This is a genomic window from Pirellulales bacterium (genome assembly GCA_019636345.1).
Lineage (GTDB): Bacteria > Planctomycetota > Planctomycetia > Pirellulales > Lacipirellulaceae.
This window is the reverse complement of record JAHBXQ010000004.1, coordinates 24,267-49,006: the sequence shown is the minus strand read 5'-3', so window position 1 is coordinate 49,006 and position 24,740 is coordinate 24,267. Positions and strand designations below refer to the sequence as shown.

Sequence of the window (24,740 nt, the reverse complement as noted above, 5' to 3'; positions counted from 1 at the left end):
ACGACCTCAGTCAGCTTCCCCTCGCCGTCTGCGGCGCTGCTGGCAGGATCACTGACTGGCGAAGTCGCGCTCGATCTCTTCCAGACTGCGATGGCGCGTCTCCGGCAGGCGGAGCGCCATGAACGCCAAGCCGACGGCGCAAATGGCGGCGTACAGCCAAAAGGTCCCCGCCGCCCCCAGGCGGGAGTTCAGCCACGGGAACGTGAACGTCAGCAGCGAGCACGCCAGCCACAAGGCGAACACGGCCGCCGACATCGCCGTGCCGCGCACGCGGGTGGGGAAGATTTCGGAGATGACGACCCAGGTCACCGGAGCGAGCGACATGGCGTAGCAGGCGATCGACGCCAACACGAGCGCCACCATGTGGGGGCCTTGGCTGCCGACGAAGTAGAACGCTCCGAGCAAACCGAACAGAACCGTCAGCCCCCCCGCGCCGGACAGCATCAACTTCCGCCGCCCGAAGCGATCGACGGCGGCCATGCCGACCAGCGTGAACAGCAGGTTCACCAGCCCGGTGACCACGATCACGAACATGATGTCGCGGACCTGGTAACCGGCGGCGCGAAACACCTCTTCGGCGTAGTTGAAAATGACGTTGATGCCGCACCACTGTTGGAGCACGGCCAAGCCCACGCCCACTTGCAACGGTCGCCGCAGGCTCGGTTCCAGCAGTTGCCCCAGGCGGAACGGCCGCTTGGCGTGAGCGGCCGTCGAGGCTTGGATGGCCGAGAGTTCGGTCGCGGCGTAGGCGTCGTCGCCGATCCGCGCCAGCACGCGGCGAGCGTCGTCGGGCCGCCCCGCCTTGACCAGCCACCGGGGACTTTCCGGCACGAGCAACGAAAGGGCCAAGAACCCGACGGCGGGAATCGCCTCCGCGGCGAACATCCATCGCCACCCGATGCGACCGCACCAGGTCGCCGCCAGCGCCGCCCCTTCCGCCGTGGCGGGCACGTCGGATGCGATCCGCCAATTGACGAGTTGCGCCGCCAGAATCCCGGTCACCAGCAGCAGCTGATTGAGCGAGACGAGTCGCCCGCGCATGCCGGCCGGGCTCACCTCGGCGATGTACAGCGGCGACAGGTTCGAGGCCAATCCAATCCCGATCCCGCCGACGAACCGTGCGACGTTGAAGGTCGTCAAATCGCCTGCCAGCGCCGTCGCCACGGCGCTGACGGTGAAGAGCGCCCCGGCCAGCGTAAGCGGCCGCTTGCGTCCGATCTGGTCGGCAAGCCGGCCGGACAACGCGGCCCCCGCCAAGCATCCCCACAAGGCGGTGCTCATAGCGACGCCTTGGGCCAGCGGGTTCGCAGCGATCTGAAATCGCTGCTCGTAAAACGGCTTCGCCCCGCCAATGACGACCCAGTCGTAGCCGAACAGCAGGCCGCCCAGCGCGGCGACTGTGCAGACTCTCCACACGAATCCGAGATGCATGAGATCACGCACGAGAGGAAGCGGGGCTGGCGGCGCGGGGGGGCCCCCTGGCGCACGCCGCTGACGGGGGGGACGGTCTAGCGCGGCGGCTTGGTCAGCGACTGCAACGCTTCCGGCGTGAGCGTCGTCGTCGGCTGAAACGCGTCGCTGGTCGCGTAGTCGATCAGGGACTGGCGAAATTGGTCGGCCGCGGGGCAGTCGGGCCGGTCGGGAGCGAGATTCGCCGAGGTGATCAGCAGCTTGCCGCGGCCCAGCCGAGCCTCGCAGACGAGCGCCAGCGCGCGGGGGTTGAACCAGTCGGGCGTCACGCGCACGAGGGGCGTCACCTGGTCCGCAATGTCGGTAACGTCCATCGCCGCCGCGCCGTGAATCAGTTCCCACCATTGCCAGTTCGAGTGGAACTCCGTAGGAAACGCGGCAAACAGCGGGTGCTGCGGGTCGCAGAGAACGCCCAGCGTGTGGGGAGGCTGGTTCTCCGTCCACAGCGTGTTCCAAAAGATGGACGAGAAGCCGAGCACGGCCGACGCGTTCACCCGCTCGGCGGGCAGCGTCAGCAACACGACGCCTCCCGCGTCGAGGGCCGCCAGCACCGCGTCGTCCGCTTCCGTGGCGATCAGCAGGCCGTCCGACGGCCCGGACGGTTCGGACGACTCGGCAGGATAGACCCACAGGTCCCAGTCGTTTTTCGAGCCGGTCTCCGCGCACGCCAGTTCCAGCCTCAGGGCGGCGGGACTGCGGACGCCCGCCAGCGACGTCTCGACCGAGCCGACCGACGTGACGGCGCCCGTCTCCGCATCGGCCTGCAACACGCCGCTCGCGAGCACCGCGGCATCGGCTTTGGCGACGAGGCTCCACGTAACGGCGGTCCCGGTCAGCGGTCGCGGTCCGTAATTCGCCAGTTCCGCCTCAAACGCCAGCACGTCGTCGTTGCGGTAAGTCCGCCGGGGGAGTCTCGCCAGCGGGACCGCCGAGTCGCAGAAGCGACGGTACTGTTCCGCCGTGACGTACGGCTTGGGCTCCCAAAACGCGTCGAGAACGCCCACCAGCGCGGTGCCTTGCCCCGAAAAGTCGCTGAGCCCCAGCAGTTGGAATCCCCCGAAGCCGGGCGTCCGCAGCGCCGCTTCGATCTCTTCTTTGTAGCAGAGGGTCTGCAGCTTTCCGGACGCCAAGAAGAAGTCGTGAGCGAGGCGGCCCAGCCCGACCGCCTCGAGCCAGTCGGCGAAGATGTCGAAGTTCTTGGCCTGGAGATGGCCGGCGTATTTTCGTCGCTCGTCGAGATTGGGAAACGCGCACCACTGGCCGATCTCGTGGGCGATGACCGGTGCGCTCTGCGCTTGAACGAACTCGGAATAGTCGGAGACGGTTTCGGGAGGTCGCGCGTTGATCCGCGACCGGAGGCCCGCGCCCCAAGCCTGGATTCTCGGGGCGGGCGACACGTGGAACTGGTTGGCGGGCATGACGGGCCAGCCCGACCCGCCGGTGTACAGCCGCTGCGGATCGCGCGCGGAACAATGTCCGATCCACTGGCTGAGGAAGTCCACGTGCCGTCTGCCGCTCGGCTCGTTGCCGCAGGCGAAGAGGAGGAACGACGGGTGATGCCCGTACGCGTCCAGGATCCGCTGCGTCTCGTCGTAGACGTACTGGTCGACGGGCCCGCCGTCCCCCAAGGAGGCGCCCTGGTTGGCCCAGTTGGCGCACTCGGGTTGCAGGTAGACGCCCAGCTCGTCGGCCGCCATGAAGGCGGCCTCCGGGGGACAGTACGAGTGGAATCGCACGTGATTCAGTCCGTACTCGCGGCAGGTCTGCAGAATTCGCCGCCACGAGGCGACGTCGGTCGGCGGATAACCGGTCTGGGGGAACACGCAGCAGTCCAAGGTTCCCCGCAGAAAGACGGGTCGCCCGTTGACGGCGATTTGCGATCCCTCGACGGTCACGTCCCGCAGGCCGCTCGGTTTGCGGACCACGTGCGTCTCGCGCCCCGCTCCTTCGGTCGGCCGCCAGGAGACTTCGACGTCGTACAGGGCGGGGGCGAACTCGTCCCACAGCGGGCTCTCCTCGGGGAGCCGGACCTCGAGGCGAACCTTCCGCTCCGCGCTCGCGGCAGTCACGGCGACGGACGTCTGCCACGGCTCGGCTTGGGGGACCTCGCGGGGACGGACCGACGCCGTCAGCGTGCCGCGCGCCGCGCGACCTGTGCGGTTCCCCAGCGCGACCTCCACCGCAAACGTCTTGTTCCGTGCGCTGCCGACGACGCCAACGCGGTCGATCCAGACCTGCGGAGTCGCCGCGAGCCGCACCTGACCGACCACGCCGTTCCAGTTGCCCTGCGTATGGTCGGAGATGCTGTGCGAATTGGGGCCGAGATTGACGTGCACGCGGTTGTCGACGCGGAGGACGACCTCGTGCTCCCCCGGTCGGGCCCACGCGGTGACGTCGTACTCATGCGGTGCGGAGAGCGAATCGCGCCGGCCGACTTCCTGGCCGTCGATCCACACGGCGGTCGTCCAGTGGCATCGCTCCAGCAGCAGCGTCACGCGCCGGTCGCTCCAGGCGGCCGGAACGCGGAACGTGCGGCGGTACCACGCCGGTCCCACGTAATGCGTGGCGGGAGTGAGCCAGAACGGCAGTTTCACCTCGTGCGGGGGCCGATAAGGGGCGTACCGCGGGTCGGTGCGGTACGCGCTCCGCTCCCAATCTCCCACCCAGCGCGTGGCGAGCGTGAGCGGATCGCCGATCCGCTGTTCGTCGAGCGAGCCCGGCAGTCGTGCCTGACGATCGAAGCGTTCGCCTTGATCGGACCGCTGCCATTGCGCCGCGTCCCCCGCGGCGTTTCGGTCGAGCGCCAGTCGCCACGAGCCGGAGAGATTGAGTTCGGCCGCGGGCTCCGCATGGGCTGCGCCGCCGCCGAGGCCGAGCACGGACGTCATGACCGCAACCGCCGCAAGAATCGTCGGGAGAGCAGGCATCGGTTGGATTCGGGGGGTGAGGGTGGGATCGAATCGAAAGCCGCCGCGATGGCGGCGGTCAGGCGCGGTCGCCGGCCGCGGAGCGGGGGGGCGGCGCGCCGGCCTCGTCGTGCGGGCCGCCGACGAGCAGCGCCTCCCGCTCCCGCGCCTGGCAGAGCGGCCGGTGGAGCAGCGCGCCGAGGTGGTTCGCGTCGACCGCCAGAATCTGTTGGAACTCGGCCTCGGCCTCCGGCAACCGGTCCAAGCCGATCAGCCCCAACGCCCGCAGGAACCGGCAATGCACCTGCTGGCTGGCCGCGAGATCGGCCTCGAACACGAGGAAGTCGGGAAGCGAGACGGCGAAAAAGTCGATCGACGCGGGCTCATCGAAGTGGCGCTCGCCGTAGCTGACCAGCGCTTGAAATCGCTCGACGGCGGCGGCGCGACGCCCCTGCGCCAGGTTCGCCAGGCCCTGATAGAAGCTCGTCTCCGGAGGGGGATCGTTGTAAAACTGCGCCGGCGCCAGGCTGGCGGGCCCGGCGCTCGCCGCATCAAAGCACTGCCGGGCGTCGTCGTGCCGCTGCAGGCCGCGGAGCGCCACGCCGCGCCAAAAGTGGAGGTGATTCTCCTGAATGCCGGGGAGTTTGCCGTCCCCTAACGACGCGGGCCAGACGAACGCCCGCTGGAGCAACTCGTCGGCCAGCGCGAACTCGCCCGCGCCCAGGGCGCGACGGGCGAGTTGGACCAGCGCCAGCACGTACTGCGACGAGGGTTTTCCCTCCCCCCCCTCCCAGGGCTGGAACGTTCGCGACAGCAGCGTGCGCAACGCCCGCTGGTGTTCGCCCAGCTGATTGAGCAGCGTCACGAATTCGAGGGTCAGGTCGTCGCGGGCGTCGACGCAGGCGCGGTGCGCCTCGAGTCGCCGCAAGCGGTCGGCGGCGGGATGGTTGAGGCGCTTGGCCAGCAGATCGAGTTCAAACAGGACCCGCCCGTCGGCGGGATCAAGCCGAAGCGCGGCGTCCATCGCCGCCCACGCCGCCGGGGCGTCGCGCCGCTTGTTGTAGTAGGCCAGGCCGAGGTTGCGTCGCGGCTGCGGGAATTCGGGCGCGAGCCGGGCGGCGCGCTCCCAGCAGTCGATCGCCTCGTCGTCGCGCTGCTTGCTGAACAGCAGGTTGCCGAGATCGCACCACGCGCGGGCGTCGCCGGGTTCGACGGCGACCGCGAACTCGAGGGCCCGGAGATCGTGCAACGAATTGGGAAAGAACTCGTGCCGCGGCAACGAGGCGGCCAGGCGCAGCAGTTCGCGGACCGCGTCGGCGTCGCCGCGCCGACCGCGCAGCCAGGCCAGGCAGTAGACCAACTGCGGATCCGGCCGGCGGTCGCCGCAGCGATCGAGGTACCGCTGCAGGACGTCCTCGGCCTGCCGCATGAGCCCGGCGTCGGCCAGGTCGTGCGCCAGCTGTCGATAGCTGTGACTGTCGTGACGCAGGCGCCGCTCGAGCAACTGCGGGTCTCCCCCCAGGTCCGTGACGTAGGCGTAGACGATCCCCAGGCAAAACGGATCGCGCGCCAGCTCCCGCTCCGCCAGCCGCTTGGCCGCGACCCGCTCGCCGCGCTCCGCGAGCAGGCAGACCTCGAGGTGCCGCGCCTGACTGTGGTTGGCGTTGCGCTCGAGGCACCGCGCCAGCATCCGCTGCGCCTCGGCCGGATCGCCTTGCCGGAGCGCCGCTTTGGCGAGCTCGAAGTACGCTTGCGGCTGGGACGCCGCGCTCCAGGCCGCTTTGTGCCACGCTTGGATCGCCGCCCGCTCGTTGTCGAGCGCGGCCTCGGCCAAACCCAAGAGCACGAACGGCTCGCCGTCGAGCGGATTGGGATTGTGACGCGTCGCCCGGGCGACGGCGGCCGCGGCGTGACGCTTCGCCGCCGCGTATTCCCCCCGCCGGTAGCGGAGTCGGCTCATCGCCGTATTGCACCGCACGTCGCCGGCGTCGCGCCGCAGCGCTTCGCGCAGGTAGTCCGCGGGGCGTCTCGTGGCGTGACGGTACTGTACCAGGTGGATCGCGGCCAAGTAGAGCGACTCCGCCGAGTCCAGCTCCGCCGGCTCGGGGACGGGCCGCGCCGGCTCGGGCATCGGAAACTCTTCGGGAACGCCGCGATAGCTGACGAGCTCCCGCCCGCGGCCGTCTTCGAGGACGACGACCAGCGCGTCTTCGTCGACGCCGGGGGGAACGTCCGCCGTGACCTCGATCGAGGCGCGGGGGTCGCAGTCGACGACGCACCGCAGCAGCTCCCGATCTCCGAGACGCACGGACAAGCTGGCGCCCGGCTGGCGCGCGGTCGCGTAGGCCCGCACCACGGCTTGCGTCCCTCGGATTTCCAGGCCGAGGGCCGCGTCGCGGGTGGCGTTCTTGACGACGCCCACCCCTTTGTAGGGCATGAAATACTGAGAAAACGACTTCTCCTCGCCCGGCGCCAGCCAGCTGAAATCGGGCTGATTGTCGGTGTAGACCCCGCACATCAACTCGACGTAGGGCCCGTCTTCGTCCGTCAGGCGCCGGTCCCAGGCTCGGCCGAACTCGCCGCACCCCCAGGTCCACTGCTTCTTGCCGGGCGCGACGTAATGGCTCGCCACATGGAGCAGGCCGGCCTGCCGGCCGTGGTCGTACGACCCGACGAAGTCGAAGTTCGACGCGCAGGCCATGTACGACGTCGGCGCCGGGACGTTCTTGTAGCGGCTGATGTCGACGCCGGCGGAGTAGTCGACTTTGGAGTACTCTCCCGTGGCGATCGGAAACGTGCTGACGGCCCGCTTGCCGTGGTCCATCACCGCCCGGACGTCGGGGGGGAAGATCGACTGGTGATGCTCGTCGACGTGAACGGCCGGGTTGGCCCACCACAAAAACGTTTCCGGCTGGTTCGTGCGGTTGGAGAGCCGCACCACGAGCTCCAGATACGCCCGGCCCGGTCGGAGCCGAAACCCGTGCATCCCGCGCGTGCCGACCATGCGATCGATTTCGTGGCACCAGACCGTCGCCGATCCGTCGGCGTGCCGCTCCAGATCGCAGTCGACCGGGAGGAACGTGCTGGGGCGATGATGCTGCGGCCAATTGAACTCGATGCCGCCGCTGATCCACGGACCGGTCAAGCCGACCAGCGCGGGTTTGATCACCCGATTCCAATAGACGAAGCGATAGTCGTTCGTCTTGTCGAGCGCCATCTGCAGCCGGCCGCCGAGTTCCGGCAGGATCATGAGCCGGAGGTACTCGTTCTCCAGCAGCGCCGCCTCGTACGTCTGCGGCCGGCACGCGTCGCCCACGCTCTCGACGACCGGAAACGGATAGACGGCCCCGCTGCTCCCCTGATAGACCCGCTTGTCGAGGAACATCGGGTGCGGGCACGCGGGCCCCACGGGATACGTCGGGATTTCGACCCGCTCGAAGCGAACGTCGACGGACGAGACGGGGCCTTGGTTCGTCATGCGAAGTGCGGCCGGACGGGGGAGGAGAGCGGGTCGACCACCCGTCATTGGACTCGGCGGCGGCTCGGCCGTCATGCCGGTTGTCCGTCAATCCATGTGCAAATTTTGTCACGAGCCCCGCCCCCCGGCGCCTCACCACACGCGGCGATCTGAGGCATAATTGACGCTGACGCCGGCTTGGCCCCGCCCGGCCGCCGTCGGGTTGTCGTCTTGTCGTCGGTTTCTTCGCGCCGTCCGGGGACCAGGGCCTTGCCGAAGCGCGTCATCCTGCTGATTGAGAGTTCGCGCGCCTACGGCCGCGACTGCCTGCTGGGGGTCGCCGACTACGTGCGGGCGCACGGGGGGTGGCGGGTGCTCCAGGTCGAGCGGGGCCTGGGCGAACGCTTGCCCGCCGGACTGGCCGACTGGCAAGGCGACGGCGTCATTGCGCGGATCGAGTCGGAGCCGATCGCCGAACAGATCGCGCGGCTGGGACTGCCGACGGTCGACTTGCGCGGCGCGTTCCATCCCCCCCGCGGAGCGATGTTCGACGCCGACCACGAGGCGATTGCGCGCCTGGCGGCGGAGCATTTTCTGCACCGCGGCTTCCGACATTTCGCGTACTGCGGCTTCTCCGGCGTCGACTTCTCCGACAAGCGCGGGCGCGCCTTCCTGGCGCACCTGGAGCATCGCGCCGCGTCGCGGCAGGCGTACGAACCGCCTCGCCGGGTAAGCGGCCAAGTCACGGTGCTGCGGTCCGAAGCCAGCGGCGAATTCGAAAGCGCGCAACTCGGCGCGTGGCTGCGCCGCTTGCCGAAGCCCGTGGCCGTGCTCGCCTGCAACGACGTGCGGGGGCGGCAGGTGCTCGAGGCCTGTTCGCAGGGCGGCGTTCCGGTCCCCGAGGAAGCGGCCGTGCTGGGCGTGGACGACGACCAGGTCATCTGCGAACTGTCCGCCCCGCCGCTGAGCAGCATTCGCCCCGCCGCCCGCCGGATCGGTTTCGAAGGGGCCGCGATGCTCGACCGCCTCATGAACGGAGCGTCGCCCCCGGCGGAGGTCGTGCTCGTCGCGCCGCAGGGGCTGGCCCAGCGCCAGTCCTCCGACGTCGCCGCCGTGGAGGATCAGGACGTCGCCGCGACCCTCGCGTTCATTCGCGATCACGCCGGCGGCGGGCTGAGCGTTCAGGACCTGCTCAATCGCATTCCCCTCAGCCGCTCGACGCTGGAGCGACGATTTCGCGTCGCGGTCGGACGTTCGCCGGCCGCCGAGATTGAACGGGTCCGGATGAGCCGCGCCAAGGCGCTGTTGTGCGACACCGACTACGGCCTCGATCGGATTGCGCGGCTCACGGGCTATCAATCCGCGTCGCAGTTCGCCGCGGCCTTCAAGCGGTGCGCGAACTCGACGCCGGGGGCGTTTCGCAAGGCCCAGGCCGTCCCTCGCGGATGACCTCGCGACGGGGAAGCTCCCCGAGGCTGGGCTCGGCGTCGTCCTGCGGCGGGCGGAACGCTCCTGGACCGGCGGCGGCCGGCCGATCCGCCGGCGGCTCTTGGCCGAGACCGGGAACCAGATCTGCCCGAGCGAGTCGCGGCCGGGCGTCGGCTACGGGCGACCGGCAGTCGTCCGCCGTCGACGGGCCCACGCGCCGCCGCAGGCGATCAGCCCGACCAAGCAAAACGACGAGAGCTCGGGCACCGCCGCCGTGACGGCGGACTGGAACCGCAGGACGACGCTCGAGTCCAACACGCCGTTGTTCGCCCCCGCCGTGTAGTCCAACAGCCAATGGTACGTCGTAGGGCCGAAGGTGGCCGAGATCGGCGACAAGTCGGGCAAGCCGGTGAACTGCGCCAGCGACGAGTTGGCGGTCGTAATGCGGTTGGACCTAATCAGCGTGATGTCGGTCTGCGGAGGAAGGGCGATCATGTCGACGACCAACTGTTTGGTTCCCGTCCCGTCGAACCGCAGTTCGTCGCCGAGCACCAGCGGCGTCACTCCGGCCGCGTCGAGGGTGAAGTGGAGTCGGGCGATTCCGCCGCTGGCGGTCTCGCTGCCCGCGAGGACCGCGTCGCCGCCGAAGACGATCGACGTCGCTCCGCTCCCCACGACATGGAATTCGGCGACGCCGAAGTTGTTCGACCTTCCGCCCAGATTGAGCGGGGTTTGGGTTCCGCCGACGGCGCCCGCTTGAAGCGACCCGCCGCTGATTCGGTACAGGGACTCGGCCGCGTTGGCATGGGACTGCGACATTCGCAAACCGTTCGTTCCGTTGGGAATCAAAACCGTCCCGCCGGACTGAATCACCTCCCCGGCGGACGAACCGACCCCGTCGGCGAGAGGTCGCTCATGACCGATGCGAAAACCGCTTGTGCTCCCGACCGTCAGCGTCGCGCCCGGCAGCACGTTCAGCGTCGAGGTTCCGCTGACGAACGTCCCGGAGTTGCTCTTGTTGCTGACGGCGAGATCATCGACTGTCTGGTTGGTCGAGACGCTTAGCGAACCGCCGTTCGCCGTGCGGTTGACGAACGCGTCGTCGGTCGAAATCGGCACGCCGTCGGGGCTCCAATTCGCTCCGTCTTCCCAAGTGACGCCGTCGCCCCCGTAGTCAGTCCGCTTGGTCTGCGCCCGAGCGACGTCGACGCTCCAGGCGAATACCGCGAGACAGACTGCCGTACGCAACCAACGCACCGAGGATTCTGTGGCGAACATCAGGCGGACCCCTTGAGGAGACCAGAGGAGGCAGGTTTCGTCGTTCTGATTCACGCAGTCGCCGCGGCAGCGCCGCGAGCAAGTTCGGACGGAGTCTGCCTCGGCGACAACGGCGGCCAGGGCGACGATTCGCCGACGATTCGCATGCGAGGCCGCAGCGAGCGACCCGCGCACGTCCTGACCGAGAGGTCGTCGAGGTTGTCAGAAAAGGGAAGCGGACAAGGGACCCGCGCCGGCGGGCCACGATCATCCTAATCTCCCGAGGCCGAGCGACCGAGCTTGCGATTTGCAAACACCGTTCGAAATTCCGCACGCCTGGGAGCGGACGTCAGGTCGCCTTGGAGTGTTTCAACCGGCGACCGACGTCGGCGACTGCGACGCAATTGCCGGCCCTGTTCGCAGGCGAACCGGCTTGATCACGACCGTCGCCGGCGGCTCGCACTTGCCGAAGCGTCGCTTCGCGGCCGCTGGGTTTCACTGGGGCGGAGTCGCGCGAAGCCCCAAGGCGAATGCGATTCGAGATTGCGTCGCCACGGCAATTTGCGTCGGAACGACGTCGGCGTCGACTCCTCAGCCCGCGAGCGTCAGGAGAGAGGTGCGGGGACGACTCCTCGCCGACTCGTGACGGCGCGTCGACGAGGTCCGGTCTGACGCTCGGCCCGTTCCGCTCGCGCCGCAGACAAGGGCGAACGCATCACTCTCGCGGCGCGAGACTCAGCGACGGCGGACGTCCGCAAACGTCAGTCGCTCGAGCCGGCCGCGGTTCACCCCGCTCGCGGCCGGCGGCGGCGGACGAGCATCGTCGTCCCGCCGACGAGTGCGACCGCGCTGCCGAACAAGATTGCCGACGCTTCCGGAACGGCCGTCAGGGTGACGTAATGGCCGCCGCCGGCGCCGCCGCCGAAATTGACGCCGGCCGCAAGATCGTTGTAGTTCAGCGTGAACATCGTGGCGCCGACGGTCACCACCGAGTCGTCGGGCAGGCCGTCGAACGTCTCGCCGTTCCAGCCGTTCGCGTCGTAGCGAAACAGGGTGAACTTCGTGCCGGGCGCGAACGGTGCGCTGACGAGGGCGACGTCGAGCAGCGTCAGCTTGGCCCCCGCGTCGATCGTCAGCGAGCCCGAGACGTTCATCAGGTCGGCGGCCGCGGCGAGCGGGACGCCGCTCGAGTCGAGTTCGAGAATGGAATTCGAGGTCCCCGCCAACGTGAGAGCCCCGACGGAAAGCGACTCGATGCTGTTGCCCGGCGAGAGGGTTCCGTTGACGAGCACCGTCCCGCTCACGGCGCCCGATCCGGCGAGCGTCCCGGCGGCGTCGACCGTGACCGACCCTTCTCCGGTGGCGCTGCCCGTGCTGTTGTTGGCGTAGAGCGTACCGCTGGTGATCACGGTGGGCCCGGAGTAGTCGTTCGCGCCCGTCAGCGTCAAGTCGCCGGCGCCGCTCTTGGTCAGTCCGGCCCCGACGCCGCCGCTGACGACGCCGGAGACGATCGTGTCGCCGGTGTTCGAGACGGTGACGATCCGCGTGGCCGAGCCGAGATCGACAGGTCCGGAGAACTCGATCCCGTTGGAACCCGCGACGGTGAAATCGCGCGCCACGCTCACCGAATTGGCCACGGCGCTCGCGCCGGTCAGCGGCGTCGACGCGGAGATCGCAATCGGATTGGCCGGAGCGGTCGTTGCGTCGCCAAGCGCCAGGACGCCCGCCCCCAGTCCGTTCTTGTGCCCGACGACAATCCCGCGACTGACGACCTTGACGCCGCCGGTGAAATCGCTGTCGCCGGCGAGGGTGAGCGTCCCGGCGCCGTTGTCGTCGCGCAGAATGCCGCCGGCGCCGGTGATCTTGCCGGTGAGGGTGAGCGAGTTGCCGCTCGTCGCGTAGAACTTGGCCGTGTTCGCGCCGCCCGCCAGCGAAATCTCGTTCCCCAGACTGACGCCTACAGCCGTCGACGTGAATTCGATGCCGGCTGCGTTCGCCACGTTGATCGTTCCGGTCCCCGCTGCGTTGTTATGGTTGAAGTTGATTCGGCCGACGTTCAGATTGGTGTCGCCTGAGTAATCGTTGTCGCCCGACAAGGTCAGAATGTTGGAGCCGGTCTTGGTCAGCGATCCTACGCCTGTGATCTTGCCCAGAACTGTGGAACTGGATGAGGTGTTGATCGTCCCGCCCGCTGCACCCAACGTGATGCCGCGGTTGGCGTGAAAGCTGAATCCGCCGTTGGAACTGATGCCGCCGCCGTCGAGCGTGATCGCGTCGGCCGTCGCCGCTCCCGGAACCGCGCCGAAGATGGTGTCTGCCGCCGCTTGGTAGAGCCCGCCGGTGACGACGAGCTTCGAAAACGTGATCGAGGTCGGCGTCGTCACGCGCAGCGTGCCGGTACCGGACTTCGTCAGGGTGTTGCCGGGGCCCGTAATGCTGCCGCTCGTGTAAATCTGGATGACCGTGCCGGGAACGTCGATCGTCCCGCCGTTGGATCCGATCACGATGCCGCGATTGCCGGTCAGGAACGTCGCCGAGACACCCCCCGCGTTATTGCGGAACGTGCCGCCGTCGATCGTCACGTCACCGGAACCGACCCCCGTGCCGCCGATCGAGCCCGAACCGGCAAGCTGCAGCGTCCCGCCGGTGATCGACACCGGGCCGGTGATCGTGTGGCCGGTCGTCGCCGTCAGAATGAGCGTGCCGGCGCCCGTTTTCTGGTAACCGGTCGAACCGACGAAGGGATTGTTGACGGTCGCCGTGCCCGAGACGACGTTGATCGCGTTGCGGGTCGACGAAACAAAAGTGATCGCCGCCGGCGCTGCGGCAACTCCCAGGGTGTATCCGGTCGCGCGAAAATCGATGCCGCCGACGGTCACGCCGCCGCTGGAAATATTGACGGTGGCCGGCGTGCCGTCGAAGATCGCGTCGTTGTTGGCGGCCAAGTTCCAGGCCGTCACGACCGGCGCCGTACTGCCGGTGGGATCGGTCGACCACATCGCGCCCCCCGCGCCGCTGGCCCAATTGCCGGGCGCCGGCGAGCCGCCGAGTCCTGGCGTCGCGCTCGTGTCGTAATACCAAACCGCCGCCGCGGCTTGCCCCGCACACCCGAGCACCACAGCGACGCTGAGAAACGCACGCCGGCAATTCATGGCTCAACTCGCTTCAACGATGAAGGATCTTAGAAGTTCGGGCGACGACTCACAGACAAGCGGCGGATCGCCGCCGCTGACAAGCGCGGCGAACCGGCATGCGCCTAATCTAACCGCGGCAAAGGTTGCGTCCAGAAAAATCCTGCAAAAACCGCAGGTGCGATCTCGTTATTGCGCATCGCCTGCAACGCGTCGCGCAAGGCCAATCCGCCTCGCTGTCGCGGTCCGATTGCGCGACTTGCACCGGATCTAGGCAGTCGACCCGCTTGAGCGTCCTCCGGCGCCCAGGTTTTCGCCAGCGAATGATTGGCGCCCTCGCACGAGCGCGGTTAACCTGAAGCTTCTTGCCCGGCGACTGAGTGGCCGCCTCCCTCGGGACTCCTGCGACAGGAATCCCGTGGTTGCGAACTCGCAGTCGCCGAGCAGGAGACGCCTGTCGGGGCGTCGACTCTCCCCGAGTCCCGCCCCGTCGACAGGACCCCGCCTCCAGCTCGCGAACCGTTGTCCGGCCCGGTATTGGGACGGCCTCCGCGAGGTCCCGCCCGCAGCAACCTCCGGCCTTCCCGCGACCTCGGCGCCGTGCACCGACGTGGACGGAGTCCGCGCCGACCGACCCCTGTCCCGCGAACGTCCGCCCGCCGCGCCGCTTCCCGCATGCTCAAACTCCGCGACAACCCGCCGATGACCCTCCCCGGCGCCGGCCCGTTGGCCGACGAACCGGCCCCGTGGCGCGTCGCGTACGCCAAGCCGCGGCAGGAAAAGGCGCTCGCCTGGGACCTCGGCCGCAGGGGGATCCCGTATTTTCTGCCGCTGGTGCTCCGCGAGACCTCCTCCGGGGGCCGGCGGCGGCGGAATCTCTACCCGCTGTTCGCGTCCTATCTCTTCTACGCCGGCGACGAGGCGACGCGGCTCGCGGCGCTCAAGACCGAGCGGATCGTCACGCACGTCGACATCGCCCCCGGCGAGCAGGACCGCTTCCGCCGCGAGATCGCCGCGTTGGAACTCGGGCTGCGAGCCGCCCCCGACCGATTCGAACTCCACCCCCGGCTGGTCCCCGGCGCCCGGGTCCGGGTCGTCGGCGGACCGATGAAGGGCCTCGAGGGAACCGTCGTCAACGCCGACCACCGGTCGAAACTGTTCCTGGGCGTCACCGCGCTCGGCTCGGGGGCGACCGTCGAGATTCATCCCGACTTGGTCGAACCGGTCGCCGGCGCCGCCGACTGGCGCCCGGGGACGATTGAGTATCAGGTGGCCGAGGGGCATTTCGTGGCGACCGCGCCCCCCGCGAACGTTCGTGATTGTTGACGCCGCCGTGTCGTTGCTAAACACCTGGAAGTTCATTGCGAACCACCCGCTCGGCCGGCTTCACCGGCGGGCAAGCATCTCGCGCTGGGCGCGGTGGCAGTTGGGAAGCCGGCTGCTGAAACACCCGGTCGAGTACCCCTTCGTCAACGATTCGCGGCTCGTCGTCGAACGCAGCATGCAGGGCGCGACGGGGAATATCTACGTCGGACTGCACGAGTTCGTCGAGATGTCGTTCGTCCTCCATCTGCTGCGGCCGGGCGACCTGTTGCTTGACCTGGGCGCCAACGTCGGCGTCTACACGATCTTGGCAAGCGCCGTCTGCGGCGCCCGGTCGCTCGCCTGCGAGCCGGCGCCGACGACCTACCAGCGATTGGTTCGCAACATCCGGGCCAACGCCGTCGACAGCGAGGAGTCCCTACTGCGATTCACAATCGACCGCTGATGGAATCCGGAGCCTCCAAACTTGATCCCGATCCTGCGAGCCCGCAGAACTCCGTCCGAGCGCGGATCGTCAGCGGATTTTCAGCGGCGCTTTTCGGCCAAGTCGTATCGGCGAGCATTCAATTGGCCGCGTTTCCGGCCTTTGTCGCTGCCTGGGGAATGAAAGGGTTCGGCCACTGGCTGGCACTGACCTCGTTGGCATCGTTTCTGACGCTCAGCGAAATGGGATTCGCGACGGCTGCCGCCAACGAGATGGCAATGGACGCCGGACGGGGCGACCGAAAACGAGTCGTCGTCGTCTACCAAAGCATGTGGGCGCTGCTTTCCGCGATTTCAGGAATCGCGTTGATCGTCGGCTTGGGGGTTCTCTGGCTTACGCCGTTTCCTGCACTGTTGCCGGTCGAGGTCTCGCTCGCGGAAATTCGAGTCATCGGCACGGCCCTGATCGTGGGCGTGTTGTCGAGCGTACTGTCTCAATTGGCGATCGCCGGGTTCCGCTGTGACGGGAACTTCGCCGTCGGATCGTTGTGCTTCACTTTGCAACGGACGAGCGAATTCATCGGCCAAGCGATCGGGGCCCTGACGTTCCGTTCGATGATTGCAGCCGCGGTGCTAGGAACCGTTTTTCGGCTGGCGGCGCACGCCGTGACGATGCTCGTGCTGAAGCGTTACAGCCCCTGGCTGCACGCCGGCGTTCGACATGCCGACGGGCAAGTCCTTCGCAGACTCGTAAGTCCCGCCTTCGCCTCGGCCGCCATGCCGTTGGGACATGCCCTGAACAATCAAGGGATGATCCAAGTGGTCGCCGCAGTTGCAGGTCCTGCGGCGACCGTCGCTTTCTCCGCCCACCGAACGATCGCCAATATCGCTACGCAACTGACGTCGATCATCAACCGCGTCGTCAGCCCTGAGTTCGCTCGAGCCTACGGCGAATCGGACATACCGCTCCAACGGCGACTCCATCGCCAAGCGTGTCGATACGCAATTTGGGTTTCAGCTCTGGCGCTGGCGTTCGCTTGCCTCACAGGTCCCTGGCTGCTGCAATTCTGGACCCGAGGCAAGGTGACTTGCGATCTTGCCCTGTTGGCGTCGTTGTTGCTGGCCGTGTTCATGCGAACGACGTGGTTCACCAGTTCCGTCGTCGCAACCTCGATCAATCTTCATCAACGGCTGGCGATGCTTTTCGTGTTCGGGATGGGCGCGAGCTGCCTTGTCGCCGTCCCGCTGACAAGGGCCCTGGGATTGATCGGTCCGGCGGTCGCGCTGCTGGGAGCCGAAATGATCTTGGCCGGAGTCGTGCTTCGCGGTTCGCTAAGTCTTGTCGGCGATACGTGGCGAACGTTCCTGCACGACGTGATGCTCCCCCCTGTTCCGGGGCGACGCAGCTAATTGAAAACGATGGACTCGCAACCCGCACAGCGCCGCGACGCAATCGACCCTTCACATTGGATTCGGACTGACATGCTTCCCAATACGTTCGTCATCGGAGCGGCAAAAGCGGGCACGAGCTTCTTGAAACGGAAGCTCAATCAACATCCCGACGTCTACTCGGGCAACGATATCGCTTTTTTCACGAACGACCAGATGTACCGGCGGGGGCTCGAGTACTACGCAACTTTGTTTCCTCGATACGAGGGACAGCAGGTCTTTATCGCAGGCGGCTGGCGATGCTCGGCGTTGCGTCAGCACCCCGAGGCGGCGTCAAGAATTGCGGATTGCCTGCCCGATGCGAAAATCATTTACGCCGTCCGAGAGCCCGTCAAACGGATCGAGTCGCTGTGGATCGAACTGCGGACGAACGGCTCGAACGAGGTTGTTTCGGATTTTAATCGCGCTGTCCACGAATCGTCGATTCTCATCGATTCCACCCGATACTATGAACAATTGAGTCGTTACCGCGAGCACTTTCCGGCGGACAGAATCCGGATCGTGTTTTTTGAGGACATGATCGCGGCCCCCGCTCCGACTCTTGCCGACGTACTTCGATTTTTGGGGCTGGACCCCGGTTTTGAATTCCAGGGGCTTGATCGTCCCGAGAACGTCTCTTCGGGAAAGCTGATCGACGGACGAGTCCTGTCCCTGGCTAGGCGATTGCCGCTCGTCGGCGCCATTCGCAGCCGACTTCCGAACTCATGGCGCGGTCTCGTCAGGCGTCATATGAAGCGACCTATTGAGGAACGACCTCGTTGGGACGACGAGACTCTCGCCTTCGTCAAAGCGAAACTTGGCGACGACGTCCGCGAGTTGCTGGCAGACCAGCACAAGCCTGCCGGCTACTGGCAACAATGGAACTCGTGAAGCCGCCGGGCCGCACGCGCCGGCACTTGTCGTTGATAAGACGAAATGACTTACGATCCTAATCGCAACCTGCTCTTCATCCACGTCCCCAAGAATGCTGGGAAGTCGATCGAGGCGCTGCTCGGCATGGTCGACAAAGCCGAGTTGGCGTCGTACCGCTTCCGCAGCTTTCCGGCGCGCGCCGGCACGTATCTCCAACGCAAGTTCGCCGATCGCAAGGCCTCGCAGCGGCTGTTCGGCACGGTCGACGTCAGTCTGTGCGCCCAGCATTGCACGCTGCAGGAGATCGAGTTGTTGGGTCTCGTGCCGCCGCGCACGTTGGCCGAAGCGTTCAAGTTCGCCGTGTGCCGCAATCCGTGGGACCGCGCGGTCTCGACGTATCACCATTGGCGCGATCGGAGCCGCGAGCCGTCGCGAGCCGATTTCGACGCCTTCTGGAGGGGCTGGCTCGATCGCCCCCCGCGGGACCACAACGTTCGCGCCCACCAGCGAACTCAAGTTGCATTCTTGCGGGATTCGACGGGGCGCATCGCCATGGACGAGCTGTTGCGGTTCGAGGCGCTCGGCGACGAACTGCACAAGTTATCCCGCCTCGGCGTGCAATCGGTCGATTTGCCGCGGATCGGAAGCGCGACGGGACGCGAGGATTACCGGGAATACTACGACGGGGACTTGAAAGCGTTCATCGGGGGAATCTTCGAGGAAGACGTCGACCTGTTCGGCTACGTCTTCAACGAGCGAGCTCTGGTCGGTCGGGCGGGAGGCGAGCAGTGACAGTCGCGGCCGAAATTCTCGAACCTCTGACCGTCGTCGTCGCGCAGATTGGCGCCCGGATGCACTATGCGGTGCCTCGAATCTTGCAGAAGTCCGGCATGCTGGCGCATTTGTATACGGACATTTGTGCGACGAAAGGCTGGCCCCGCCTCCTCCACGCCCTGCCCGCGTCGTGGCGTCCCGCCTCGTTGCGTCGGCTCTTGAGCCGCGACCCAAGCGGAATCCCCGCGGACAAAGTCACCGCGTTTACGAACCTGGGGTACCGTCACGCGCGCGACCGGAGACTCGGCGACCTCGACGAAACGCTCGTCGGCGGCATGAAATTCGCCACGGAGTTTTGTCGACGGGTCGTCGACGGCGGGTTCCGCGACGCTTCGGCGGCATACTGCTTCAACTACGGCGGGCTCGAGATTCTTTGCGCGGCCCGCGCGCAAGGCCTGTTCACCGTCCTCGAGCAAACCAACGCGCCGCGACGATTTCTCTTGCGAATTCTCGCCGAAGAGCAGCGCCGCTATCCCCACTGGGAACGGCCTGTCGTCGAGTCTCCTGCCGTGCATCGGAGCTACGATCGCCTCGAGCGAGAGTGGGAACTCGCCGACTTGATCGTCGGCGGTTCGGAGTTCGTGGGCGACGCGCTCCGCGCTTGCGGCGGGCCAGTCGAGCGGTACCAAGCCGTCCCCTACGGGGTCGACGGCGCATTCCGCTGCGAACGGACCGATTTCAGCCGCGGCAAGCTGCGAGTTTTGACGCTGGGCGCCGTGGGCCTGAGAAAAGGGACCCAATACGTGATGGAAGCGGCGCGCCAAGCGGCCGACGTCGCCGAGTTTCGGGTCGTCGGCCCGTTGGCCGCGTCGCCCGAAGCGGGACGAGAGATCGCCGCGACGACCGACTTGCGGGGTCCCGTCCCGCGCTGCGAAGTCATCGAGCACTTGGCCTGGGCCGACGTCTTTCTTCTCCCGTCGCTCTGCGAGGGATCGGCGACCGTCACGTACGAGGCCTTGACGGCCGGGCTTCCGGTCGTGTGCACGCCCAACACCGGCAGCGTCGTGCGAGACGGTCAGGACGGTTTCATCGTCCCGATTCGCGACGCCGAGGCGATCGCCAGCGCAATCCGGCGCTTGGCCGGCGATCGCGACTTGCTGGCGCGCATGTCACGCTCGGCGGCGATTCGCGGGCAGGAGTACGATCTGCAGGCCTACGGCAAGGCCTTGCTGGACTGTTTCCAGTCGCGCTTCGCGGGGGCGACCCGGCCATGACCGAGATTATGCTCGCGGTGCTAGGCGTCTGCTGCGTCGCAGGGCTGCTCGGGGGCCTGCGCCGGCCGGAGGGTCTGATCGAACTCCCCACGCTTTGCAGTCTGCTGTTCGGCGGCTTTATCTTGCCGCAGTTGTACGGAGCGTCGCAGGTCCAGGGGATTTCGCCTGCTGCCATCCAGGAAGCGGCGACGACGGCGGTTCTTTGTCTGGGCGCAATTTTTCTCGGTTACGGATTGAACAATAAGGGAATCCGCGCAGCGGAATGGCGCTTCGAGCCGCAGAAGTTAGTCGCCGTCAGTTGGTTCTTGACGATCGTCGGGGTCGTCATGATGTTCGCTTTGAGCAATCTTGAGCAGGCGGAACTCCGTCGCGGCCAGTGGACGGGTTCATCGACCATTCTCCAATTCTTCTCGCAGTTGCTTCACTACGGCTTGATCACTTCGCTGATCGGTTACCTGCAATCGCGCGATCGCAAGTTCCTGCCGCCAGTGTTGATCGGACTGCTGCTCCTCGCCGACAAAGCGATCTTCGGCGGGCGACGCAGTCAGTTTGCATTTATTGGCGTGACGTTGCTCTGCTCGTACTGGCTCGTGCGGCGCAAGACGCTCCCCCGGCCGATGATCGTCGGCGGCTTTGCGTTGGGCATCGTCTTGCTGCTGTCGATCTCGGTCTACCGCCGCAGTCTCTCGCACGGCGAGGGACTGAAGTCGAGCCTCTTGGGCAGTACGAGTTTCAATCTCGAAAAGCTCACCGTCGACGAGATTTTCAAAGGCGTCCAGCATTCGATTGCCGAGCAGCCGAGCGAGGGAATCCGCTGCTGCCTGGCGATCCAAATGGTCGATGAAAGCGGCTCTTTCGATTTCGGGATCTCGCACTGGAACGCCTTGGTGTTCGGGTTCGTTCCAGGGCAGTTGCTCGGCCACGAGTTCAAGCAGTCGTTGATGATCAACCCGGGGCATTTTCGTCAGGACAGCGCAGCGTACCAAATGTACGCCTTCTACAACGGCGCCTCGAAGACGGGCGTGGCCGATGCGTACGAATCCTTCTGGTACTTCGGGGCGTTCAAGTTCTTCTTGGTCGCCTACTTCATGCGCGGGCTTTACAACTCGGCCATGCTTAGGTGGCCTTCGGCGCAGATTCTCTACATCTCGCTGCTGATCCCCTCGCTCTGGTGCATCGCTCACAGTACGCACATGTTCGTCAATCGGATTGTCATGATTTCGATTCTCGTCGTCCCGTTGCTCTATTGGGCCCGACAAAGACAGGAACCGGCGCGTGCCGTCGTCTACAGCTATTCCTGAACTCGACGACACCCGCACGACGGCGGGAGGCGCTCCCCCGGAGGACCGAGAGCGCACTGCGGAACGCCGGATGCGGATTCTCGTGACGCACGTCTTCGGCTACGTGAACAAGGGCGACTGGATGCTGCTGGACGCGCTGCTGCAGTCCCTGGCTGACGCCTTTCCCGGGGCCGAGCTGCTGGGGATCTGCCGCGATCCGGCGAGCCAAGCGCGCTACTTCCCGCAGGTCCGCTGGAGCACGCAGTACGGCACGTCTTCGCGCGGCGGACTCCGCCGCCGGGCGGACAACGTCGCTGGCTTGCTCGTCGGCGTGTGGCGAAACGTCGTGAGGCCGAGTTTCCTTCCGCGGGGCGCCGGGGGGCGGGCTTCCTGCTTCGCCGATCTCGATCTGGTCGTCGCCTGTCCGGGGGGCTACTTGGAGGACTCCAATCCCAGCATCGTCAGCAATCTGGCTCACCTGCAGATGGCAGTCGCCAGCGGCGCCCCGGTGATCCTGGCGCCGCAAAGCATCGGGCCGTTTCACTCCCCCTTTTGGCGGCGCCGAGCGGCGAAGTTGCTGCGCCGGACGCAGCGGGTGATCGTCCGCGAGTCGGCCTCCGAGCGGATCGTGCGCGACGAGTTGCAGCTGCCCGACGAGTTGGTGCAGCAATTGCCGGACATGGCGTTCTACGACAATCGAGTCGACGAAGCGGGAGCCGAAGCGGCGCTCGCCAAGCTCGGCGTGGAGCCTCGACGATTCTTGGCGGCGACGGTGCTCGATTGGTACTTTCCGGGTTCGAACGCCCCCGCACAGGCCCGGGCCGCGTACTTGGCCAACGTCGCCCAGGTCGCCCGTGAACTGCGCGCCCGGCACGGCGTATCGACGCTCGTCCTCAAGCAAGTCGAGGCCGGGTTCGGCACCCCGGGCGACGAATCGGCCATGCACGAATTGCACCGGCTGGCCCCGGAGGCCGTGGCGGTCGACGAGACGAACTATCCTCCCCCGATCATGCGCGGCATCATCGGCCGCTCGCTGGCGTTCCTCGGTTCGCGCATGCACTCGAACGTATTTGCATTGCAGACCGGCGCCCCGCTGGCGGCGATCGCCTATTTGCCCAAGACCCGCGGCATGATGGAGATGGCGGGGCTCGGCGACCAAGTGGTCGACATCGCCGACTTCACGGCCGAGGAGCTTCGCGCCAAGATCGACTTCGCACTCGACCCGCAAAACCGGGAGCGATTCGCCGAGGCGAAGCGCCGCGTCGACGCGCTCGGCGCCGAGGGGCGGCGCGAGTTCCGCCGCATCCTGCTCGACGCCGTCGCCGAGACGGCGACGCGGCGAAACCGATGAACGTCGCCCTCGTCTACGGCGTGTTCGGGCGGTACCACTTGGCGCGATACGTCGCCGCGCGGCGCGCGATCGCCGGCTGCGGCGAACTGGTCGGAATCGAAATCGTCGACGGACTCGGCGCGACGAACGTGGCCGGCTGGCGGGCCGAGCGGCAGGAGGATTTGGGAATCACGACCTTGTTCAAGGGGCGTAACATTCTCTCCGTGCCGGGCGGCGAGGTCGTCGCGGCGGTGCAGGCGGCCCTCGACGCCGCGGCGCCCGACGTCGTCGCCATCCCCGGCTGGACCGTCCCCGAGGCGCTCGGCGCCCTGCAATGGGCGACGACCCGCGGCGCGGGGCGCGTGCTTCTGTCCGCGACGACCGAAATCGACTTCCGTCGCAAGACCGTTCGCGAGTGGGTCAAGCGGCGGATCGTCTCGCAGTTCGACGCGGCCCTGGTCGGAGGCACGCGCCATAGGCAGTACGTGGCCAAGCTCGGCGTCTCGGCCGACCGCATCGAACCGGGGTACGACGTCGTCGACAACGACTACTTCGCCGCCGAGTTGGAGAAGACTCGCACCGACGCCCCCCGGATTCGCCGTGAATTGGGTCTCCCCGAGCGATACTTCTTGACCGCGGCCCGCTTCATCGCCAAGAAGAACCTCAGCCGGCTTCTGCAGGCCTACGCCGAGTACCGGCGGCAAGCGGGCTCGGCGGCATGGAAGCTTGTGATCGCAGGCGACGGCGAGTTGCGTCCCGCGCTCGAAGCCGAGGCCGAGCGGCTCGACCTTGGCGAGGCCGCCCTGTTTCCCGGGTTCGCCGGCTACGACCAGATGCCGGCGTACTACGGACTTGCCGGCGCGTACGTGCAGGCGAGCACTTCGGAACAATGGGGATTGGTCGTCAACGAGGCCATGGCCTCGGGGCTGCCGGTGCTCGTTTCGGACCGCTGCGGCTGCGCGCCCGATCTCGTCCACGAAGGAGTGAACGGCTGGACCTTCGACCCGTACGACGTCGCCGGAATGACCACGGTGCTGCTGCGGATCAGCGGGCTTCCCGACGCCCGGCTCCAAGACATGGCCGTCGCCAGCCGGCGGATCGTCGACCAGTGGGGGCCCGACCGATTCGCCCGCGGTTTGCTGCGCGCCGCCGAGGCGTCGCTGACGGCCCGAGCGCGAGGGTCGCGGCTGCTCGATCGCGCCCTGACCCGCTTGGCGTTGCGAGTCGCCCCCCGATGAAGGTCGCGTTGGTCACCGGGTCGATCTCCCGCAGCGGCGCCGGCGTCGCGGCGGCCGTGCGCGATCTGACCGAGGCGCTCGCCGCCACAGGCAACGTCGAGCTGGGGGTCGCCTCGCTCGAGGACGACCATGCGTCGGCCGACTTGGCCGCGTGGTCGGCGGTCCGACCCCGGCTGAGTCCCGTCGTCGGACCGGCCCGACTCGGCTACGCGCCCCGACTGCGGGAGACGCTTGTCGAACTGGCCCCCGACCTCGTTCACACGCACGGCTTGTGGCAACTTCTGTCGGCCTCGGTGTCGGCATGGGAGCGGGCGACGCGAAAGCCCTACCTCGTCTCGCCCCACGGCATGATCGACCCTTGGGCCCTCCGCCTGTCGCGGTGGAAGAAGCGACTGGCTCTGGCGCTCTACGAGAATCGGCATCTGCGCCGGGCGGCTTGCTTGCATGCGCTGTGCGACGCCGAGCGCGACAGCGCCCGAGCGATGGGGCTCTGCAACCCGGTCGCGGTGATCCCCAACGGGGTGAACCTGCCCGAAGAACCGGCGCCGCTCGCCGACGGGCCGCGACAATTGCTGTTCTTGGGTCGGCTTCACCCGAAGAAGGGGCTGCACGAACTGCTGGCCGGCTGGGCGTCCCTCAGCGCGACGGAACGCCGCGAATGGCGGCTGGTCGTCGCCGGCGCCGACGACGCCGACATGCTCTCCGGACTTCGTCGGCAGGCGGCCGACGCCGGGATCGCCGACAGCGTCGATCTGGTCGGCCCGAAGTACGGCCGGGACAAGCACGAGCTGATCTGCGCGTCGAGCGCGTTCATCCTCCCGTCGCACAGCGAGGGGCTCCCCGTGGCAGCGCTCGAAGCGAGCTCGTACGGCCTTCCCCTGCTGATCACCGACCATTGCAACCTCCCCGAGATGTTCGCGGCCGAGGCCGCGCTGCGGATCGAACCGCGTCCCGAGTCGATCGCCGCGGGGCTGCGAACGCTGGCGAGCCTGTCGCCCGCCGATCTGCGGTCGACGGGCGCCCGCGGTCGGCGGCTCGTCGAGGAGCGATTCGCCTGGCCCAGGATCGCCGGGCAATTCGTCGCCACGTACCAGTGGGTCCTCGGCGGGGGTCCTGCCCCTGAATGGGTTTGCACCAAGTGAACCGCA

General features: G+C 67.3%; 16 protein-coding genes. 11 read left to right on the top strand and 5 right to left on the bottom strand.

What is annotated here, in order from left to right; all coding sequences use genetic code 11:
* Positions 1 to 48: 48 nt before the first annotated feature.
* The 3 genes from KF688_10920 to KF688_10910 all read right to left on the bottom strand — a co-directional run bounded on the left by KF688_10920 (position 49) and on the right by KF688_10910 (position 7,761).
* A complete protein-coding gene (locus KF688_10920; GenBank protein MBX3426182.1) occupies positions 49 to 1,431 on the bottom strand; it encodes a sugar porter family MFS transporter in 1,383 nt (460 codons plus the stop codon).
* A gap of 77 nt (positions 1,432 to 1,508) precedes the next feature.
* Positions 1,509 to 4,397 (bottom strand): hypothetical protein, encoded by a 2,889-nt coding sequence (locus KF688_10915; GenBank protein MBX3426181.1) that lies wholly within the window; start codon positions 4,395 to 4,397, stop codon positions 1,509 to 1,511.
* A 58-nt stretch (positions 4,398 to 4,455) separates the two neighbouring features.
* Positions 4,456 to 7,761 carry a DUF5107 domain-containing protein gene (locus tag KF688_10910; protein MBX3426180.1) on the bottom strand — a complete coding sequence of 1,102 codons (3,306 nt, stop codon included), beginning with the start codon at positions 7,759 to 7,761 and terminating at the stop codon, positions 4,456 to 4,458.
* A gap of 342 nt (positions 7,762 to 8,103) precedes the next feature.
* Between KF688_10910 and KF688_10905 the strand changes: the two genes are divergently transcribed.
* Entirely contained in the window at positions 8,104 to 9,282 is a 1,179-nt protein-coding gene (locus tag KF688_10905) for a DNA-binding transcriptional regulator (GenBank protein ID MBX3426179.1), read from the top strand.
* A 153-nt stretch (positions 9,283 to 9,435) separates the two neighbouring features.
* Here KF688_10905 and KF688_10900 read toward each other — a convergent pair whose 3' ends face one another.
* Positions 9,436 to 10,539 carry a hypothetical protein gene (locus KF688_10900; GenBank protein ID MBX3426178.1) on the bottom strand — a complete coding sequence of 368 codons (1,104 nt, stop codon included), beginning with the start codon at positions 10,537 to 10,539 and terminating at the stop codon, positions 9,436 to 9,438.
* A 764-nt stretch (positions 10,540 to 11,303) separates the two neighbouring features.
* On the bottom strand, positions 11,304 to 13,670 hold the full coding sequence (locus KF688_10895) for an autotransporter-associated beta strand repeat-containing protein (GenBank protein ID MBX3426177.1): 2,367 nt from the start codon (positions 13,668 to 13,670) through the stop codon (positions 11,304 to 11,306).
* A 654-nt stretch (positions 13,671 to 14,324) separates the two neighbouring features.
* Here KF688_10895 and KF688_10890 point away from each other — a divergent pair.
* From KF688_10890 to KF688_10845, 10 genes are all read left to right on the top strand, one after another.
* A complete protein-coding gene (locus KF688_10890) occupies positions 14,325 to 14,975 on the top strand; it encodes a KOW motif-containing protein (protein MBX3426176.1) in 651 nt (216 codons plus the stop codon).
* Positions 14,965 to 15,417, top strand: a complete 453-nt coding sequence (locus tag KF688_10885) for a hypothetical protein (protein MBX3426175.1) — start codon at positions 14,965 to 14,967, stop codon at positions 15,415 to 15,417. Before KF688_10890 ends, KF688_10885 begins: the two co-directional genes overlap by 11 nt.
* Positions 15,417 to 16,805, top strand: coding sequence for a hypothetical protein (locus tag KF688_10880; GenBank protein MBX3426174.1), 1,389 nt, complete (start codon positions 15,417 to 15,419; stop codon positions 16,803 to 16,805). The genes KF688_10885 and KF688_10880 overlap by 1 nt, the downstream gene beginning before the upstream one ends.
* Positions 16,806 to 16,814: 9 nt before the next feature.
* The gene (locus tag KF688_10875; protein MBX3426173.1) at positions 16,815 to 17,714 is read left to right on the top strand and encodes a sulfotransferase; all 900 of its coding nucleotides are present in this window, start codon (positions 16,815 to 16,817) and stop codon (positions 17,712 to 17,714) included.
* 45 nt (positions 17,715 to 17,759) lie between these two features.
* A complete protein-coding gene (locus tag KF688_10870; GenBank protein MBX3426172.1) occupies positions 17,760 to 18,488 on the top strand; it encodes a sulfotransferase family 2 domain-containing protein in 729 nt (242 codons plus the stop codon).
* Entirely contained in the window at positions 18,485 to 19,744 is a 1,260-nt protein-coding gene (locus KF688_10865; GenBank protein ID MBX3426171.1) for a glycosyltransferase family 4 protein, read from the top strand. The genes KF688_10870 and KF688_10865 overlap by 4 nt, the downstream gene beginning before the upstream one ends.
* Positions 19,741 to 21,045 (top strand): hypothetical protein, encoded by a 1,305-nt coding sequence (locus KF688_10860; GenBank protein ID MBX3426170.1) that lies wholly within the window; start codon positions 19,741 to 19,743, stop codon positions 21,043 to 21,045. Before KF688_10865 ends, KF688_10860 begins: the two co-directional genes overlap by 4 nt.
* Before the next feature lie 70 nt (positions 21,046 to 21,115).
* Positions 21,116 to 22,375, top strand: a complete 1,260-nt coding sequence (locus KF688_10855; protein ID MBX3426169.1) for a polysaccharide pyruvyl transferase family protein — start codon at positions 21,116 to 21,118, stop codon at positions 22,373 to 22,375.
* Positions 22,372 to 23,592: a glycosyltransferase gene (locus tag KF688_10850; protein ID MBX3426168.1), complete on the top strand. Its 1,221-nt coding sequence runs from the start codon at positions 22,372 to 22,374 to the stop codon at positions 23,590 to 23,592. Before KF688_10855 ends, KF688_10850 begins: the two co-directional genes overlap by 4 nt.
* Positions 23,589 to 24,734, top strand: coding sequence for a glycosyltransferase (locus KF688_10845; GenBank protein MBX3426167.1), 1,146 nt, complete (start codon positions 23,589 to 23,591; stop codon positions 24,732 to 24,734). Before KF688_10850 ends, KF688_10845 begins: the two co-directional genes overlap by 4 nt.
* Positions 24,735 to 24,740: the final 6 nt, after the last annotated feature.

What these genes read in the sequence shown, in the direction of transcription:
- KF688_10850 (MBX3426168.1), top strand. Translation starts at nt 22,372, where the DNA reads ATGAACGTCGCCCTCGTCTACGGCGTGTTCGGGCGGTACCACTTGGCG.
- KF688_10845 (MBX3426167.1), top strand. Translation starts at nt 23,589, where the DNA reads ATGAAGGTCGCGTTGGTCACCGGGTCGATCTCCCGCAGCGGCGCCGGC.
- KF688_10855 (MBX3426169.1), top strand. Translation starts at nt 21,116, where the DNA reads ATGCGGATTCTCGTGACGCACGTCTTCGGCTACGTGAACAAGGGCGAC.
- KF688_10875 (MBX3426173.1), top strand. Translation starts at nt 16,815, where the DNA reads ATGGACTCGCAACCCGCACAGCGCCGCGACGCAATCGACCCTTCACAT.
- KF688_10870 (MBX3426172.1), top strand. Translation starts at nt 17,760, where the DNA reads ATGACTTACGATCCTAATCGCAACCTGCTCTTCATCCACGTCCCCAAG.
- KF688_10890 (MBX3426176.1), top strand. Translation starts at nt 14,325, where the DNA reads ATGCTCAAACTCCGCGACAACCCGCCGATGACCCTCCCCGGCGCCGGC.
- KF688_10895 (MBX3426177.1), bottom strand. Translation starts at nt 13,670, where the DNA reads ATGAATTGCCGGCGTGCGTTTCTCAGCGTCGCTGTGGTGCTCGGGTGT.
- KF688_10910 (MBX3426180.1), bottom strand. Translation starts at nt 7,761, where the DNA reads ATGTTCCTCGACAAGCGGGTCTATCAGGGGAGCAGCGGGGCCGTCTAT.
- KF688_10900 (MBX3426178.1), bottom strand. Translation starts at nt 10,539, where the DNA reads ATGTTCGCCACAGAATCCTCGGTGCGTTGGTTGCGTACGGCAGTCTGT.
- KF688_10880 (MBX3426174.1), top strand. Translation starts at nt 15,417, where the DNA reads ATGGAATCCGGAGCCTCCAAACTTGATCCCGATCCTGCGAGCCCGCAG.
- KF688_10920 (MBX3426182.1), bottom strand. Translation starts at nt 1,431, where the DNA reads ATGCATCTCGGATTCGTGTGGAGAGTCTGCACAGTCGCCGCGCTGGGC.
- KF688_10860 (MBX3426170.1), top strand. Translation starts at nt 19,741, where the DNA reads ATGACCGAGATTATGCTCGCGGTGCTAGGCGTCTGCTGCGTCGCAGGG.
- KF688_10915 (MBX3426181.1), bottom strand. Translation starts at nt 4,397, where the DNA reads ATGCCTGCTCTCCCGACGATTCTTGCGGCGGTTGCGGTCATGACGTCC.